We start from the raw sequence: 14,644 nt of genomic DNA, 5'->3' as shown, positions 1-14,644 counted from the left end.
AGGGACGGCCACTTCGATCCCAAGGACGGGTCATGCAACCGACGCAGTCGATGCCGCCGCAGTTCCCGCGGAAGAAGCGGCGACTCAACATCGCCCTGCTGGTGATCGGGGCGATGCTCGGTGCCGCCGCCCTCACCGGCGGCGGGCTCTATCTCGGCGGTGTCTTCGCCACCGAGTTCGTGGCCGAGCCGTTCGACTCGCCGGGTGTCGACCCCTTCGGTGGTTCGGTCGGCGACGGGCAGTCGGTGCCGATCACGCCGGTCGCCCAGATCCAGCAGCAGGCCGCGGCGGCTCCACCGCCCGCCCAGCCGGCCGCCGTGACCCCGCCGCAGCCCGCCGCGCCCGTCACCACGGCGGCCGCGCCGCCCGCCTCGGCGGCCCCGGGATCGACCACCGTCTCCGGGGACACCGTCGGGCTCTACGGCGGGACCAATCAGAACGCCTGCGACGCCGCGAAGCTCGTGGCGTTCCTGAAGGCGAACCCCGACAAGGCGCGGGCGTGGGCGACCGTCGAGCTCGTCCCGCCGGACCAGATCGAGGCCTTCGTCGCGACCCTGACGCCGGTCATTCTGCGCACCGACACGGCCGTGATCAACCACGGGTTCCGCGACGGGGTGGCCAACCCGTTCAACTCCGTCCTGCAGGCCGGCACCGCGGTCATGGTGGACCGCAACGGCGTGCCCCGCGTGCGGTGCAAGTGCGGCAACCCGCTCCTGCCGCCGAAGAAGTTCGGGCAGGTCAAGTACGGCGGGACGAAGTGGTGGGGCTTCGACGAGCGCAACATCACCTACATCGAGCGCTCGCGCGTGGAGATCACCCAGTTCCGCGTCGTCATGCTCTGCAACTGCGGCTACGGCCCACCGCCGGGGATCGTCCCGCCGCCGCCTCCGGTGACCTCCACGCCGACGAAGCCAGCGGCAGCCTGTGGGGAGTACCGGGACGGGACCTGCGTCGCCCCGGCGCCGCTGACGTCGCGTCGCGTGGCGCCGACCACGACCCGTGCTCCGGCCGCGGAACCCGGGACCGGCGGCGGTGGCGGGGGCGGAGGTGGCGGCGGCGCCGCCGAGCCCGCAGCCCCGGGCGGCGGGGCGGCCGACGACGGCGGTGCCTCCCCGGGGGACGGCGGCGGTGACCGCCCGGCTCCACCGCAGGTTCCGGACGGCGGGTCCGGCGAGTCCTTCTGACCGGCGCGGCGAGGAGGTCGTCATGACGGTCCGGCCGACGCTGCTCGTCGTCGGTGCCGCCGTGCTCGGTGGGGCGGGCGGGGTGCTCGGGGCGGCGCTCCTGCTCGTTCCCTCCGGCGAGGGCGCTCCGGCGGTGGACTCGCCCCTCCACGGCGTCGCCCCGGTCGTCGTACAGATGGACGGCTCGGCTCCGCGAGCGCCCGACTGCCCCGGCAGCTACCTCACCGTGCAGGACGCCGGGGCAGCCGTGCCGGTGACCGGTCCGTTCTGACACTCGAACGAGTGGGCTGCTCGGACGCAGAGTCAGTGCACCGTTCGGAGTATCAGGAAATCCATACGGACGCGCCGTTGACGGGTGTGGACAGCGCCCGACCGGAACGTCTCCCGGTCGGGCGGCCCCCCGAGCGACGGAGGCGTGTGTGGGTAGCGGGCTGGCGGAACCGGACTTCGTGCGCCTCGGCGAGGCCTTGCAGCAGCGGCACCGCGTGCAGGGGCGGGTGCGGCGCACGGCGGTCACGGTGGCGTGCGCGGTCCCGGCCGTGCGCGACCGCGTCCCGGTCCTCGCCGACCTCCCGATGCTGACCGTGGAGTGTTCGGCGTCGGCGGTCGGCGACCGGATGGCGGCGAAGTACGACGGCGCCCGGCACGGCGTCCCGCGCCGCCTCGCGGTGTCGGTGCTCGCGCTCCCCGACTCGTCCGAGGACTACCTGCGCGGCCGCTCGAAGCAGGCGCTGCGCACGAACAGCCGTCGGGCCCGCGAGGCCGGCGTGACCTGTCGTCGGATGGGGCGCGTCGAGGCCGACGTCCGGCTGACGGCCCTGCTGCGCGCCCGCGGGGAGGAGGATCTGCTCCCCGGGGTGCGGGCCGACCTCGTGGCGGGGACGGTGCAGGCCTGGCTCGCCCGCGACGCGGACGATCTCACCGAGGTCATCGCCCTGACCTCGACGGACGGCACCTTCGCGCGCCTGGACCTCATGCTGTCCGCGCCCGACCGCGAGGCCGGCCCGGCGCGCTACCTGCTCTCCGCCCACGTGGTCGGCGAGCTCATCGACCGCGGGGTTCGCCACCTCGCCGTCGACACCGCGCTCTGGCTGGACGCCGGGTTGCGCCACTTCCAGCGTCTGCTCGGCTTCGAGCCGACCACCCTCGAGTTCCGCCGCGGTCCGGCCTCCGCCGAGCCCGAGGACGGTGCGTTCCCGACGCCACGGGTCTCCTCGGCGCCGCTCCCCGTCCCGGCGGGTGTGGGCGCTTCCTGATCCTCGCGTCCCGGGACCGACGGGGGTCGGGCCCGGGACGCGTCCCCTCACAGCGTCCGCACGTGGGTGGTCAGCCGACCGGTGGCCTCCTCCAGCTCGTGCAGCGCGAGGCCGGGTGGCGCGGTGCGGTCCACGACCCCCGCGTCGGGCTCACGGTCCAGACGCAGTGTCGACACCACCCCGGGCGCGATCCGGACGGCGACACCGTCGATCGTCGTCGCCACCGGCGTGTGGGCGTGACCGCAGAGCACGATCGCCGCGTCCGCACGCCGGCGTAGCGGCGCCAGCAACGGCTCGGCGTCCAGCAGGCGGATCGGGTCGAGCAGGCCACTGCCGATCACCATCGGCGGGTGGTGCAGCGCGACGACGAGGGGCCCGGGTCGCTCGGCCGCCTCCTCGATCGCTGCCCGGCTCTCGGCGGCCAGCTCCCCGTGGTCGTGGCCGGGCACGTGCGAGTCGGCGAGGACCACCGTCGTGGAGCCGACCTCGAGGGTCGTGGTGATCGCCTCCTCGGACGCCGGCAGGCCGAGCATCGCGCGCATAGCCGGCCGTCGGTCGTGATTCCCGGGAACCACGTGCACGTCGAGCCCCGCGAACAGGGCTGCGGCCTCGGCGTACTCCTCGTCGGTCCCGTGGTCGGCGACGTCTCCGGTGACCAGGACGAGGTCCGGGGCGGGATCGAGTGCCCGCACGTGGTCGAGGACCCGCCGTGCGCGCTCCGAGGTATCCGGTCGTGCCGGATCGAGGTGCAGGTCGGAGAGGTGCGCGACGAACATCCCGGCACTCTGCTGGGTCCTCGTTCACGATTCCAGGGTCAGAAGGGTGGGTCGGCGTCGTAGGGGTCGGGTGGTCGGCCTTCTCGGCGGCGGCGTCGTCGTCGGTCGATGTCGTGGAGGGTGCTGCGGGCGGCGTCAGTGATGCGGCCGTGTCTGTCGGTGCGGGGTCGCCAGGGCTTGGTGTCGCGGGAGGTATGCCAGTACCCGGCGAGGCCGTGGTCGTAGGGGCGGCGCCGGATCGGTCGCAGGGGCCGGTGGCGTGGGGGTTCGGTGGCGTGGTGGGTGCCGGTGGGGGAGGTCCACACGAACCGGCCGGCAGTGGGTTGGTGGACGGTCCACCCGGAGCGGGGGTCGTGCTTGCAGACGTGGTCGCCGACCGAGAGGGCGCCGAGGTTGTCGGCCTGGGTGGGGCCGCCGAGGGTGTGGTCGTGGGTGTGATCGATCTGGCAGGCCACGGCGGGCACGGTGCACATCGGGAAGCGGCAGGTGCGGTCGCGGGCGTGGATCCAGCGGGTCAGCTCGGCGCCGGGGAACCGGTTCGAGGCCTCGGCGGTGGTAGCCGCCGGGTGCTCGTGGGCGGGTCGGGCGCGGGCGGCCGCGAGCGCGGTGCGGGTGCGGCCGGCCAGCTCGGCGTAGACCCCGATCAACTGGTGATCTGGGTCGAGGGCGTCGATGTCGCTGCTGTGGGCGGTGAGTTCGACGACGTGGCGGCGGTAGCGGGGATCGGCGTGCGCTTTGTGGGGGGCGCGGACGAGCAGGACGTGTTCGAGGTGTCCGTGCGGGTCGTAGAGCAGGACCCGCCACTGGGCGGCGGTGCGGGCCCAGGCGAGGTGGTGGGCGTCGAGGCCGGTCAGGGCGCCGTGGGGTAGCCGGCCGTGGGCCCAGCCCAGCCCGAGCACGGTCGCGAGGGTGGTGCGCAGCACCGCGGGTGGGAACACCAGCCCGCGCGGAGTCCACCGCGCCCCGGGTGGGGGTGGCGGTATGCCGGGGATCGTGGGGTCGGGCTCGTCGAGTGGTGGCGGGTCCGGGGCGCGGTCGCCGGGGCGCCAGCCGCTCGGCGGCGGGTCGTCGGGCACGTCGGGTGTCTCGGACGGGTCGTCGACCCGCCCACGTACGGCGCCTCCGGCCAGACCGGTGTCCTCCGGCCTCGCGGCGCCCGTGCAGCGTGCGGCACGGTCGCCCTCGGCGAGGCCATCACCAGATGGCTCACCCTCGCCGTCCTCGCCGTCCTCGCCGGCGGCGCCGCCGTCGGCGGTCCTGTGATCGGAGCCGCCCGAGCCGCTCTCGCTCCGACCTCGGTCGGAGGGGCCACCGTTCGAAGGGGCACCGTCCGAGGGGCCGCCCCGGTCTGAGGGGGCAGCGTCCGCCGGATCGGCGTCGTCGAGGTCGGGGCCGTCGCCTGTCTCCGATCCGCGCGCCTCGTCGGGGCTCGTGTCGGGACCAGGTCCGTCGTCCGGGCCGCCATCGGGCCCGCCGTCCGGGCCACCGGGGCCGCCGTCGGGATCGTCGTCGTCGGGTGTCGCGGGTGGGCGGGTCATCTCGGCGGTGACGTACTCGACGATCGACAGGTCGTCGGCGCCGGCGGGGCAGCCGTGCATCAACCGCAGCATCACCTGCGCCTGCACCCGGCCCCGCGCCACGTCCTGCCCCGCGGCCTGCAGCCGGGCGTGGACCTCCTCGGCCAACGCCTCCAACCGCTCGTAGGCCGGCACCGCCAGCAGCGGATCCAGGTCCAGACCGTGGATCTCCGCCGCCCCCGACGGGGCGATCCGGGCCCGCACCCGTGCCCGGGCCACCGCCGCCCGCCGCCGGTTCTCCGCCCCGTCCGGGTCGACGTCCTTGACCGCCTCGGCGATCCGCTGCTCGAGCTCCCACACCCCCAACCGGGGGGCCTCGCCGATCAGCGACTCCACCACCGCGCCGGCCTGCTCGTCGGTGACATCCCGCAGCCCGACCACGAACTTCCCGACCTTGGACTCCTGCAGGTCCCCCGACCGCATCGCCTCACCGAGCCGCGGCAGGCGCACCAGCGCACCGTCGGCGACCTCGATCCACGAGGCCGCCATCGACACCGACCACCCCAAGGCCGTCGCGATCGCCCGCGCGTCGGGGTCCGGCGCCCGCTCCAGCACGTCCGCCCGCGCCCGCGCGGTCTCGCGCATCCAGCACAGCAGCCGCCACTGGTCGTGCACCCACCGCCGGAACCAGGCCACCAACCCCGCCTCGGCGTCCTGCCCCACACACCCCGCCGGGTCCCCGAGCGGCACCGCAGGCAGCGGGTCGTCGAACGACCACCCGCCCATCGCGGACACCGGAACCTCGAGCACGATTCGAACACTAGAGCGAACCCCCGACAATCACGGTCGGGAAAGCCCAGCTCAGCCCGGAGCCGCCAGTGTGACCTGCGTCTCAACCCCGTCGATGTCTGACGCCTACCCCGGACCGCCCACCAGCTCCCGCAACTGCGCGAAGAGCTCGCCGCGACTCGACGACCCCAGTCGCTGCCGCATGCGCGCGACGTGGTGCTCGACGGTCTTGGCCGAGATGTAGAGGCGGGCCCCGATCTGCTTGTGGGTCAACCCGGCGAGGACGAGTCGGGCGACCTCCTGCTCCCGCTCCGAGAGCGACACCTCGCCCGGGTCGCCGACCAGCCCCGACGTCGGGACCCCGATCTGCGCTGCCCCGTCGCCCGGCCGACCGACGTCGGCCAACGAGCGGGCGCACGCGAGCAGGGTGGCCATCGCCCGGCGGTCGCGGGTGCGGATCGCGGCCTCGCCCGCGAGCCGGGCCCCGTCCCAGGTCCAGCCGAGACGGTGCAGCCCCCGGGCCGCCTGCTCGACGGCGATCGGGTCGATCTCGCCGGACAGCGTCCGCACCCACACCCGGGCGGCCGTGGCGAGGGTGGCCGCGATCGGCAGCCGGTCGGCGAAGGCCTCGAGCGTGCCGAGGTGCCGCTCGGCGGCGGGGACGTCCTCGGCGGTGAGCGCGGCCGCGAGGCCGTACCAGGCGGTGGTGGTGCGCCACAGCGGCGGATCGCCCAGGGCTCGTAGCAGGTCGTCGGCCGCCTCCCACGCGCTCGCGACGGCGGCCTGCTCCTTCAACCGGGCCGCGCCGACGGCGAGCTCACCGAGCGGGAGCAGGACGAACAGGTCCACGGGGTGCCGCACGAGAGCCTCGCGGGCCCGACCCCAGGCCGCGCGCAGGGCCGCGGAGTCGCCGGTCCGGCGCGCCACACCCACCTCGAGCGCCGCCGCGGGCAGTTCGTCCCGCGGCTCCAGCCCCCTCCGGCTCCGGGCGGCCGTGACGTGCTCGCGCACCTCGGCCACGTCGCCGCGCAGCATCGCGACCCACGCGCGCAGCAGGTGGTGGCGCGGCGCGAGCGCGGGGCCGCCGGCGGCGGAGTCGCACGCCCGTCGCAGGACGGAGTCGGCGAGCTCCAGGTCGCCCGCGTGCAGGGCGACGAGCGCGGCCGTCGCGGACGGGGAGTCCGGGAGCAGCACCCCGGCGCCCAACGGTTCGAGCAGCGAGGTCGCCCGCGTGAGGTCGGACAGCGCGGTCGCCGCGGCTCCCGGCCGGGCGTCGAGGGAGGTGAGCACGCCCTGGGCCGCGAGGGCGACCGCGGACCGGACGGTGGTCGAGCCCGCGTGATCGGCGGCAGAGGTGTCGAGCAGTTCCGTCGCCCGCGTGATCTCTCCGGCGCCGACGAGACCGGGGACGGCGAGGGCGTGCAGCCGGGGGACACCGGCCAGCATCTCCGCCGCCCCACGGCCCATCCCGCGGTGGGCCATCACGGCCGCGACGACCATGACCGCCCGCGCGTGCTCGTCGGGGTCCGACGCGGAGGTCAGCGGGTCGGCCAGACGGAGGGCGGTGTCGAGGTCGCCGGCCAGCGCCGCGGCCTCGGCGCGGCGCAGGACCACCGAGTCCGGCGCGGCGCCCGCCGCGACGGCGTCGGCGTAGAGCGCGCCCGCGAGGTGCGGGGCGGAGGCCAGGGCCTCGTCGCCGGCCGCGGTGAACACCCGGGGCAGGTCGCCACCCCGCAGCCCGGACCCGAGCAGTCGTCGGGCCGGTTCGAGCACCGAGGCCCCCCGGGCGAGCGCCTGCTCGGCGATGCGCCGCTCGAGGTCGAGCCGTTCGTCCGCGGAACCGAGCCGGACCAGGCAGCGCCGGACCAGCGGGGCCACGCCCTCGGCCGGCGCGCCGAGCTCGACGGTCGCGCCCGGCGTGGGCAGGAGCAGGCCCGAGGCCCGCGCCCGGTCGAGGTGGTCGTCGAGGGTGGTGCGGTCGACGTCGAGGACGTCGGCGAGCGCGGCGGGCACGCGCGGGGCGCCCACGGCGATCGCGAGGAGCAGGCGGCGCGCCTCCGAGTCGAGCCCGAGGATCTCGTGGCGCAGGAGATCCAGGGCCCCGGGCGGCACCTCGGCCGACCCCGGCTCGGCGGCCGCCGAGATGCCGCCGGCGCCCGAGTCCCGGATCTGGGTGACCAGTCGGTCGAGCACGGCCGGCGACCCCGCCGAGAGCCGGTGGAGGGTCGACGCCAGCGCCGGCGGGCAGCGGGAGCCGAGCAGGGCGGAGGCCCGCTCCCCGACCCCGGCGGACGTCAGCGGGGCGAGGGCGACCGGCGCCCGCGCCCGCCCCAGGGCGAGCCACAGCGTGGAGAGGGCCCGCGGGCACGGCCAGGGTCGGGCGGTGACGACGAGGCGGGCGTCCGGGTCGTCCGCGACGTCGGTCAGCTCGGCCAGCGTCGAGGCGTCCAGCAGGTGCGCGTCGTCCACGAGCAGCAGGGCGTCCTGGTCGGAGGGGAACGGGACGGTGTCCCCGGCCCGGATGCGCCGGGTCGCGACCCCGCGGCGACGCGCCGACCGCACCAGCGCCGAGAGCAGCGCGCTCTTGCCCGACCCGCCCGGCCCGACGACGGCCGCGGTGAGCGGAGCCTGCGGGTCGGCGCGCGCCGTGGTCAGCAGCGCCACCGCCCCGGGCAGCCCGGCCACCATCGGGTCGCCCGCGGCCTCGCCCTCCGCCGTCCCGGCCACGCGCAGACGCCCCCCGTCCACGGTCAGCCGTCCACGCGGCGCCGGTCGCCGGACCGGCGCGGGAACTGGGGCATGGCGGCCTCGGGCTGGGGGGCGATGAGCACCCGGATTCTTGCGAACTCTCCGTGGCGGTGGAAGGTGCACGACCACCTTTGCGTAGTCGGAGATCGAACTACTGAACGCACAACGTGACCAGTGATCGACGTTCACGTGATCGACTGGCTCGAACGAGTGACGCGCTCACTCCCCGTCGAGAACGGAGGCGGAGGTGCCCGGCGGTGAGCGGCAGCGGGACGGACCGGGCAGACTCGCTCCGACCACCACCGTCGTTCCGGAAGGACGGCCCACCCATGCGGATCGCCGTCGTCGCGACCTGCCTGGGGGACGCGATGTTCCCGCAGGCGCCGATCGCGACGGTGCAGCTGCTGGAGCGGCTGGGTCATGAGGTCGTCTTCCCGGCCGACCAGACCTGCTGCGGGCAGATGCACGTCAACACCGGCTACCTGGACACGGCGCTGCCGGTGGTGCGCCACCACGTGGAGGTGTTCGGCCGCGCGCTCGACGACGGGGTGGACGCCATCGTCGCGCCGTCCGGGTCGTGCGTCGGCTGCGTCCGCCACCAGCACGCCATGGTGGCCCGGCGGGCCGGCGACGAGGGCCTCGCGACGGCGGCCGAACAGGGTGCGGCCCGCACCTACGAGCTGTCGGAGCTGCTGGTCGACGTCCTGGGCGTCACCGACGTCGGCGCCTACTACCCGCACCGCGTCACCTACCACCCGACGTGCCACTCGCTGCGGATGCTGCGCGTCGGGGACAAGCCGCTGCAGCTGCTGCGGCAGGTCCGGGGACTGCAGCTCGTGGAGCTGCCCGACGCCGAGGTCTGCTGCGGCTTCGGTGGCACGTTCGCGGTGAAGAACGCCGAGACCTCGACCGCGATGCTCGCGGACAAGATGGCGAACGTGCTCACCTCGCGGGCGGAGGTGTGCACCGCCGGCGACTCGTCCTGCCTCATGCACATCGGCGGCGGCCTCTCCCGGCTGCGCTCGGGCGTGCGCACGGTGCACCTCGCGGAGATCCTCGCGAGCACCGACCGCGGCGACGCCACGGCCGACGTGATCTTCGAGGAGGCCTCCCGGTGACCACCGACCTGGGCATGCCGACCGTCGCCTCGGACCCGCACGGGCACCTGCGCGGCACCGAGTCCTTCCCGGAGGCCGCCCACCGCGCGCTCGCCGACACCCAGCTGCGCCGCAACCTCGGGCACGCCACGCGCACGATTCGCGCGAAGCGGGCCGCGGTCGTCGGCGAGGTCGACGACTGGGAGGAGCTGCGCCGCGCCGGCGAGACGATCAAGGCCGACACCATGGCGCGGCTGCCCGAGCTGCTCGTGCAGCTCGAGGAGCAGGTGACCGCCCGCGGCGGGGTCGTGCACTGGGCCCGTGACGCCGAGGAGGCCAACCGGATCGTCGTCGACCTCGTCCGCGGGACCGGCGCCGACGAGGTCGTCAAGGTCAAGTCCATGGCCACCCAGGAGACGGGGCTGAACGAGGCCCTGGAGGCGGCCGGGGTCGCGGCGTTCGAGACCGACCTGGCCGAGCTCATCGTCCAGCTCTCGCACGACCGGCCGTCGCACTTCCTGGTCCCGGCCATCCACCGCAACCGCGCCGAGATCCGCGAGATCTTCCTGCGCGAGATGCCGGACGTGGACCCGTCCCTGACCGACGAGCCCCGCCGGCTCGCCATGGCCGCCCGCGCCCATCTCCGGCGCAAGTTCCTGACGGCGAGGGTGGGCATCTCCGGGGTCAACTTCGCGGTCGCGGAGTCCGGCACGCTCTCGGTGGTCGAGTCCGAGGGCAACGGCCGGATGTGCCTGACGCTGCCCGACACGCTCATCACGGTGATGGGTGTGGAGAAGGTGGTGCCGACCTGGCGCGACCTCGAGGTCTTCCTGCAGCTCCTGCCCCGGTCGTCGACCGGCGAGCGGATGAACCCCTACACGTCGACCTGGACCGGGGTGACCCCGGGCGACGGACCGCAGACGTTCCACCTGGTGCTGCTCGACAACGGCCGGTCCAACGTCCTGGCCTCGCCCGACGGCCGCCAGGCGCTGCACTGCATCCGCTGCTCGGCCTGCCTGAACGTCTGTCCGGTCTACGAGCGCACGGGTGGACACGCGTACGGCTCCATCTACCCCGGACCGATCGGGGCGGTGCTCTCGCCGCAGCTGACCGGCATCTCCGGTCCCGACGACGTCAACGCCTCGCTGCCGTACGCGTCCTCGCTGTGCGGCGCGTGCTTCGACGCCTGCCCGGTGCGCATCGACATCCCGCACCTGCTCGTGCAGCAGCGAGCGGCCGCGATCGACGCACACACCCGTCCGACGGCGCAGGACGCGACCATGCGCGCCATGGCCCTCGCGATGACGACGCCGGCGCGGTTCCGGCTCGCCGAACGGGCCCTCGGGCTGGGGCGGGTCCTGGCCGGTCGGAAGCAGCGGATCACCGCCCTGCCGTGGCCCATGTCGGGATGGACGAACGCCCGCGACCTGCCCGCCCCGCCCCCGGAGACCTTCCGACAGTGGTGGTCGCGCACCCACGGCGAGGACGCGTGAACGCCCGGGAGGCGGGAGACGCAGCGCAGCGGAGCTCGACCCGGGAGATCGTCCTCGCCCGGCTCCGGAGCGCGCGCGAGGCCGGGAACCCGGCCACACCCGTCGTCGTGACCCGGGAGTTCGCGACGAGGGGTCGGCTCGCGCCGGGCACCGCGGAGGTCCTGGACCGGCTCGACGAGACGCTGACCGACTACAAGGCCACGGTGCACCGGGTGGGCTCGGAGGCCGAGGTGGCGCGGGCGGTGCTGAAGGTGCTCGTCGACGCGGCCGCGGCGGCCGTCGTCGTGCCGCCCGGCCTGCCCGGCGCGTGGCTCGACGGGTTCGACGGAAAGGTCCGTCGGGACGGGCCGCCGCTGTCGGTGGTGGACCTCGACACCACCGATGCCGTGGTGACGGCCGCGGCCGTCGCGATCGCCGACACCGGCACGTTCGTCCTCGCCGCCGCGGCCCCCGACCAGGGTCGACGCGCGATCACCCTGGTGCCCGACCACCACGTGTGCGTCATCCGCGCCGCCGACGTCGTGTGCTCGGTGCCGGAGGCGGTCGCCCGCCTCGACCCGTCGTCACCGCTGACGTTCGTGTCCGGGCCGTCGGCGACCAGCGACATCGAGCTGGATCGCGTGGAGGGCGTGCACGGCCCGCGCCGGCTCGACGTCGTCCTGGTCGGCCCTTGACCGGATCAGTCGCGGAGCTGACGCATCAGGCCCATCGAGTCCTGGTGGGCCCAGGTGTCGACGCCCCGGCCGTCGGCGAGCCGGTAGATGCGTATGGCGCCGAACTCGAACAGTCGCCGGTTCGTCTGCACGGTCTGGCCAGGACGGCGCACCTCGGCGCGATGCTGGACTCGCTGCGCGAGGTCGTCCGGAACCGGACGACCGTCGAGGAACGACTGCGGGCGGCGCTCGGCGCCTACCTGGAGACCTTCGCCGACAAGCCCCACGCGGCCTACCTGTGGTTCGAGTACTGGGTCGCCGTCGGGCGGCGGGGGAACACCGCGGCGATCACGTCGATGTTGGCCGACGTCGAGGCGTTCCTCGACGAGCTGCTCCCCGGTGAGGCGCAGCTCGGCGCGCGCGACGTCCTGTCCTGGCTGCTGGGCACGGTGGTCCAGCAGCAGGCCCGACCCCGATCCGCGGCCGACCTCGACGCCGAGCTCGACCGGTTCGTCCGCGTCCTCGCCGGGTGACCGGATCGCGTCAGAGGGCGCGGACGAGGTCGATCGCGCGGCCCAACGTCGTGAGGCGGGCGTCCAGGGTGTCGCCCGCGGGGTAGAGCCGCACGGTGTCGACGCCGGCGTCCGACCACACCCGGAGCCGGTCGCGGACCGCGTCCTCGGTGCCGATCAAAGTCGTGGCGAGCACCATCGCGTCGGGCACCAGGTCGGCGGCCCCGTCGCGGTCCCCGGCCTGCCAGCGCTCGCGGACCGCCTCGGCGACCTCGGCGAAGCCCTGGCGGGCGTACGCGTCGTGGTAGAAGTTCGTCGTCGCGGTACCCATGCCGCCGAGGGAGAAGGCCAGGCCCTTCTTCCGGGCCGCGACCATGCCGACGAGCTCGTCCGTGTCCTCGGCGAACGCGACCTCGGCGCCCTGGCAGACCGTGAGGTCCTTACGCTCGCGGCCGGCCGCCGCGAGCCCGACGTCGAGGTGGTCGAGGTAGGCGGATGCGCCCTCGGGGACGAAGCTCGTACCGAGCCAGCCGTCCGCGACCTCGCCGGTCAGCTCCAGCATCCGCGGCGAGAGCGAGGCGACGTAGATCGGGATGTCGGGATTCGCTCGCATCGACAGGCGCATCGGCCGGCCCTCGCCACCGGGCCGCGGGATCGCGATCGTGCGTCCCGAGAAGTCCACCTTCTCGCCCGCGAACACCTGCCGGACGACGGCGATCGTCTCGCGCATCCGGGTCAGCGGGCGGGCGAACGGCGCCCCGTGCAGACCCTCGACGACCTGCGGACCGGACGCGCCGAGGCCGAGCGAGAAGCGGCCGCCGCTGAGCTCGGCGAGGGTCAGCGCGGCCTGCGCGATCGCCACCGGCGACCGCGTCCCGAGCTGGATCACGCCGCTGCCGAGCCGTATCCGCTCCGTCCGCGCGGCGAGGTACCCGAGCACCGATACCGCGTCGCTGCCCCACGCCTCCGCCACCCAGCACTCGTCGAGCCCCAGGTGCTCCGCCTCGACGACGAACGTGGCGAGCTCGGGGGCCGAGGCGGCCTCGACCGTGGTCGCGGTCCTCATCCGGAGGCTTCCGCCTCGGCGCGGACCGCCTCCAGCGTGCGCGTCATCGCGGACTCGAACTCGCGCAAGCGCACGAAGACGATCTTCTGCTCCTTGTCGGGCATCGCGTCGATCGCGCGGCTCAGCCCCGAGCGTCCCGGCCCCATCCGGGCGCGCTGGGTCAGGCGCGTGCCCCCGTCGTCGGGAACGAGCGTGAAGGTCCAGCGGGCGGACGGGGCGTCGGTGGCGTCGCTGCCGTCCATCTCCCAGGCGAACCGGTCGGGGGCGTCGCACTCGACGACCGTGCCCTCCACCGACCACGACCCGAGCGAGGGGTGGGCGTTGTGCCCCACGAAGCGCGCGCCGACCGTGCGGTCCGGCGAGAGCCAGGACAGGGACTCCAGCTCCCTGCTGCGGGCGGGCATCCGCTCGAGGTCGCTGACCAGCGGCCACACCCGCTCGGGCGGCGCGGCGATCCAGGTGTCGACGACGACCTCGGGCGCGTCGGCGTATCGGGCTCCGGTCCACTCCACGGACCGGAGCCTAGGGTTGCTGGGTTTCCAGCCGCTACCCTGCGGGAGTGAACCAGTGCCTCGGGTTGTCCACCATCATCGTCGTGATCTGGGCGTCGGTGACCCCGGCGGCGCGCAGGGCGGGCAGGACGTCGCGGCTGATGTGCTCGTAGTGCCAGTTCGGGGCGGCGGCGCGCAGGGCCCGCTGCGCCTGCTCGCCGGCGTAGAAGTCGATGTAGCAGGACGCGTCGTGGGAGAGCGAGATCCGGTCGGCGTACCCCTCGGCGCACAGCGCCGCGACGGTGGCCACCCGGCGCTCGGTGGTGTTGTAGCGGTCCAGCCCGAAGCGGTCGCAGCCCAGCATCGCGCCGCGGTCGGCCAGCGAGCGGAGGTAGTCCAGGTCGTTGGAGTCACCCGCGTGCCCGACGACGACCTTGGTCAGATCGACCCCGAGGGCGTCGTAGAGGTCCAGGACGAGCGTGCCGGTCCGGTGCTCGGCGTTGGTGTGGACGATGATCGGGACGCCGGTCTCGCGGTGGGTGGCCGCGATCGCGCGGTGGACGCGCGCCAGGTCGGGCGTGATGCCGGCCGCCTCGACGACCCCCTTGAGCAGGGCGGCCCGGATCCCGGTCCCGCCGATGCCCTCGCGGACGTCACGCAGGAACATCCCGGTCAGGGGGTCGTCGCCCCCGAGCAGGCTGCCGGGCCCGCGGTTCTGGATCTGACGGGGCAGCTCGGCGAAGGTGTACAGCCCGGTGGCGACGACGATGTTGAGGTCGACGTCGGCGTTCACCCGGGCGACGCGGGGGACGTACCGGCCGAGCCCGACGACGGTCGGGTCGACGATCGTCTTGACCCCGAGGTCGCGCAGGCGCCGCAGCTTGTCCACCGCGTCGGCCACGCGGAGCTCCTCGTCCCAGTACTCGTGGCCCTGGTTGGCGAGCAGGTCCGGGGTGAGGACGAAGACGTGCTCGTGCATGAGGGTCGTCCCGAGGTCGGCCACGTCGACGGGGCCGCGCACCGTGTCCACCATCGCGCCATCGTCGCGCGGGTGCTGCGGGA

14 protein-coding genes are annotated in these 14,644 nt (G+C 74.8%); 7 read left to right on the top strand and 7 right to left on the bottom strand.

Annotated features, from left to right (window positions below; all coding sequences use genetic code 11):
• Positions 1–32: 32 nt before the first annotated feature.
• The 3 genes from QRT03_RS00215 to QRT03_RS00205 all read left to right on the top strand — a co-directional run bounded on the left by QRT03_RS00215 (position 33) and on the right by QRT03_RS00205 (position 2,440).
• On the top strand, positions 33–1,184 hold the full coding sequence (locus QRT03_RS00215; protein ID WP_286050400.1) for a DUF6777 domain-containing protein: 1,152 nt from the start codon (positions 33–35) through the stop codon (positions 1,182–1,184).
• A 22-nt stretch (positions 1,185–1,206) separates the two neighbouring features.
• Positions 1,207–1,455 (top strand): hypothetical protein, encoded by a 249-nt coding sequence (locus QRT03_RS00210; RefSeq protein ID WP_286050399.1) that lies wholly within the window; start codon positions 1,207–1,209, stop codon positions 1,453–1,455.
• A 148-nt stretch (positions 1,456–1,603) separates the two neighbouring features.
• Positions 1,604–2,440: a hypothetical protein gene (locus QRT03_RS00205; RefSeq protein WP_286050398.1), complete on the top strand. Its 837-nt coding sequence runs from the start codon at positions 1,604–1,606 to the stop codon at positions 2,438–2,440.
• 47 nt (positions 2,441–2,487) lie between these two features.
• On the opposite strand, the gene QRT03_RS00200 is transcribed toward QRT03_RS00205, so the two are convergent.
• From QRT03_RS00200 to QRT03_RS00190, 3 genes are all read right to left on the bottom strand, one after another.
• Positions 2,488–3,216 carry a metallophosphoesterase gene (locus tag QRT03_RS00200; protein WP_286050397.1) on the bottom strand — a complete coding sequence of 243 codons (729 nt, stop codon included), beginning with the start codon at positions 3,214–3,216 and terminating at the stop codon, positions 2,488–2,490.
• 38 nt (positions 3,217–3,254) lie between these two features.
• Positions 3,255–5,543 carry an HNH endonuclease signature motif containing protein gene (locus tag QRT03_RS00195; RefSeq protein ID WP_286050396.1) on the bottom strand — a complete coding sequence of 763 codons (2,289 nt, stop codon included), beginning with the start codon at positions 5,541–5,543 and terminating at the stop codon, positions 3,255–3,257.
• A gap of 105 nt (positions 5,544–5,648) precedes the next feature.
• Positions 5,649–8,270, bottom strand: a complete 2,622-nt coding sequence (locus QRT03_RS00190) for a helix-turn-helix transcriptional regulator (RefSeq protein ID WP_286050395.1) — start codon at positions 8,268–8,270, stop codon at positions 5,649–5,651.
• A gap of 329 nt (positions 8,271–8,599) precedes the next feature.
• Here QRT03_RS00190 and QRT03_RS00185 point away from each other — a divergent pair, with 329 nt between their 5' ends.
• From QRT03_RS00185 to QRT03_RS00175, 3 genes are read left to right on the top strand one after another with little or no spacing between them, the layout of a single operon-like run.
• Positions 8,600–9,388, top strand: coding sequence for a (Fe-S)-binding protein (locus QRT03_RS00185; RefSeq protein WP_286050394.1), 789 nt, complete (start codon positions 8,600–8,602; stop codon positions 9,386–9,388).
• Between the two features lie 14 nt (positions 9,389–9,402).
• Positions 9,403–10,860, top strand: coding sequence for a LutB/LldF family L-lactate oxidation iron-sulfur protein (locus QRT03_RS00180; RefSeq protein WP_286052005.1), 1,458 nt, complete (start codon positions 9,403–9,405; stop codon positions 10,858–10,860).
• Entirely contained in the window at positions 10,857–11,534 is a 678-nt protein-coding gene (locus tag QRT03_RS00175; protein WP_286050392.1) for a LutC/YkgG family protein, read from the top strand. Before QRT03_RS00180 ends, QRT03_RS00175 begins: the two co-directional genes overlap by 4 nt.
• Before the next feature lie 5 nt (positions 11,535–11,539).
• On the opposite strand, the gene QRT03_RS00170 is transcribed toward QRT03_RS00175, so the two are convergent.
• Positions 11,540–11,686: a nuclear transport factor 2 family protein gene (locus QRT03_RS00170; RefSeq protein WP_286050391.1), complete on the bottom strand. Its 147-nt coding sequence runs from the start codon at positions 11,684–11,686 to the stop codon at positions 11,540–11,542.
• Between the two features lie 9 nt (positions 11,687–11,695).
• Between QRT03_RS00170 and QRT03_RS00165 the strand changes: the two genes are divergently transcribed.
• A complete protein-coding gene (locus QRT03_RS00165) occupies positions 11,696–12,046 on the top strand; it encodes a hypothetical protein (RefSeq protein WP_286050390.1) in 351 nt (116 codons plus the stop codon).
• A gap of 10 nt (positions 12,047–12,056) precedes the next feature.
• Here the strand turns inward: QRT03_RS00165 and QRT03_RS00160 are convergent, their stop codons facing one another.
• Genes QRT03_RS00160 through QRT03_RS00150 form a run of 3 tightly spaced genes read right to left on the bottom strand, consistent with a single transcriptional unit; the run spans position 12,057 to position 14,615 of the window.
• A complete protein-coding gene (locus QRT03_RS00160; protein ID WP_286050389.1) occupies positions 12,057–13,091 on the bottom strand; it encodes an LLM class flavin-dependent oxidoreductase in 1,035 nt (344 codons plus the stop codon).
• Positions 13,088–13,603 (bottom strand): SRPBCC family protein, encoded by a 516-nt coding sequence (locus QRT03_RS00155; RefSeq protein ID WP_286050388.1) that lies wholly within the window; start codon positions 13,601–13,603, stop codon positions 13,088–13,090. Before QRT03_RS00155 ends, QRT03_RS00160 begins: the two co-directional genes overlap by 4 nt.
• A 34-nt stretch (positions 13,604–13,637) precedes the next feature.
• The gene (locus QRT03_RS00150) at positions 13,638–14,615 is read right to left on the bottom strand and encodes a phosphotriesterase family protein (protein ID WP_286050387.1); all 978 of its coding nucleotides are present in this window, start codon (positions 14,613–14,615) and stop codon (positions 13,638–13,640) included.
• Positions 14,616–14,644: the final 29 nt, after the last annotated feature.

Source organism: Actinomycetospora termitidis (assembly GCF_030286555.1).
Taxonomy (GTDB): Bacteria; Actinomycetota; Actinomycetes; order Mycobacteriales; family Pseudonocardiaceae; genus Actinomycetospora; species Actinomycetospora termitidis.
This window is presented reverse-complemented; position numbering and strand designations above follow the sequence as displayed.

What these genes read in the sequence shown, in the direction of transcription:
- QRT03_RS00165 (WP_286050390.1), top strand. Translation starts at nt 11,696, where the DNA reads ATGCTGGACTCGCTGCGCGAGGTCGTCCGGAACCGGACGACCGTCGAG.
- QRT03_RS00210 (WP_286050399.1), top strand. Translation starts at nt 1,207, where the DNA reads ATGACGGTCCGGCCGACGCTGCTCGTCGTCGGTGCCGCCGTGCTCGGT.
- QRT03_RS00180 (WP_286052005.1), top strand. Translation starts at nt 9,403, where the DNA reads ATGCCGACCGTCGCCTCGGACCCGCACGGGCACCTGCGCGGCACCGAG.
- QRT03_RS00200 (WP_286050397.1), bottom strand. Translation starts at nt 3,216, where the DNA reads ATGTTCGTCGCGCACCTCTCCGACCTGCACCTCGATCCGGCACGACCG.
- QRT03_RS00160 (WP_286050389.1), bottom strand. Translation starts at nt 13,091, where the DNA reads ATGAGGACCGCGACCACGGTCGAGGCCGCCTCGGCCCCCGAGCTCGCC.
- QRT03_RS00150 (WP_286050387.1), bottom strand. Translation starts at nt 14,615, where the DNA reads ATGGTGGACACGGTGCGCGGCCCCGTCGACGTGGCCGACCTCGGGACG.
- QRT03_RS00215 (WP_286050400.1), top strand. Translation starts at nt 33, where the DNA reads ATGCAACCGACGCAGTCGATGCCGCCGCAGTTCCCGCGGAAGAAGCGG.
- QRT03_RS00185 (WP_286050394.1), top strand. Translation starts at nt 8,600, where the DNA reads ATGCGGATCGCCGTCGTCGCGACCTGCCTGGGGGACGCGATGTTCCCG.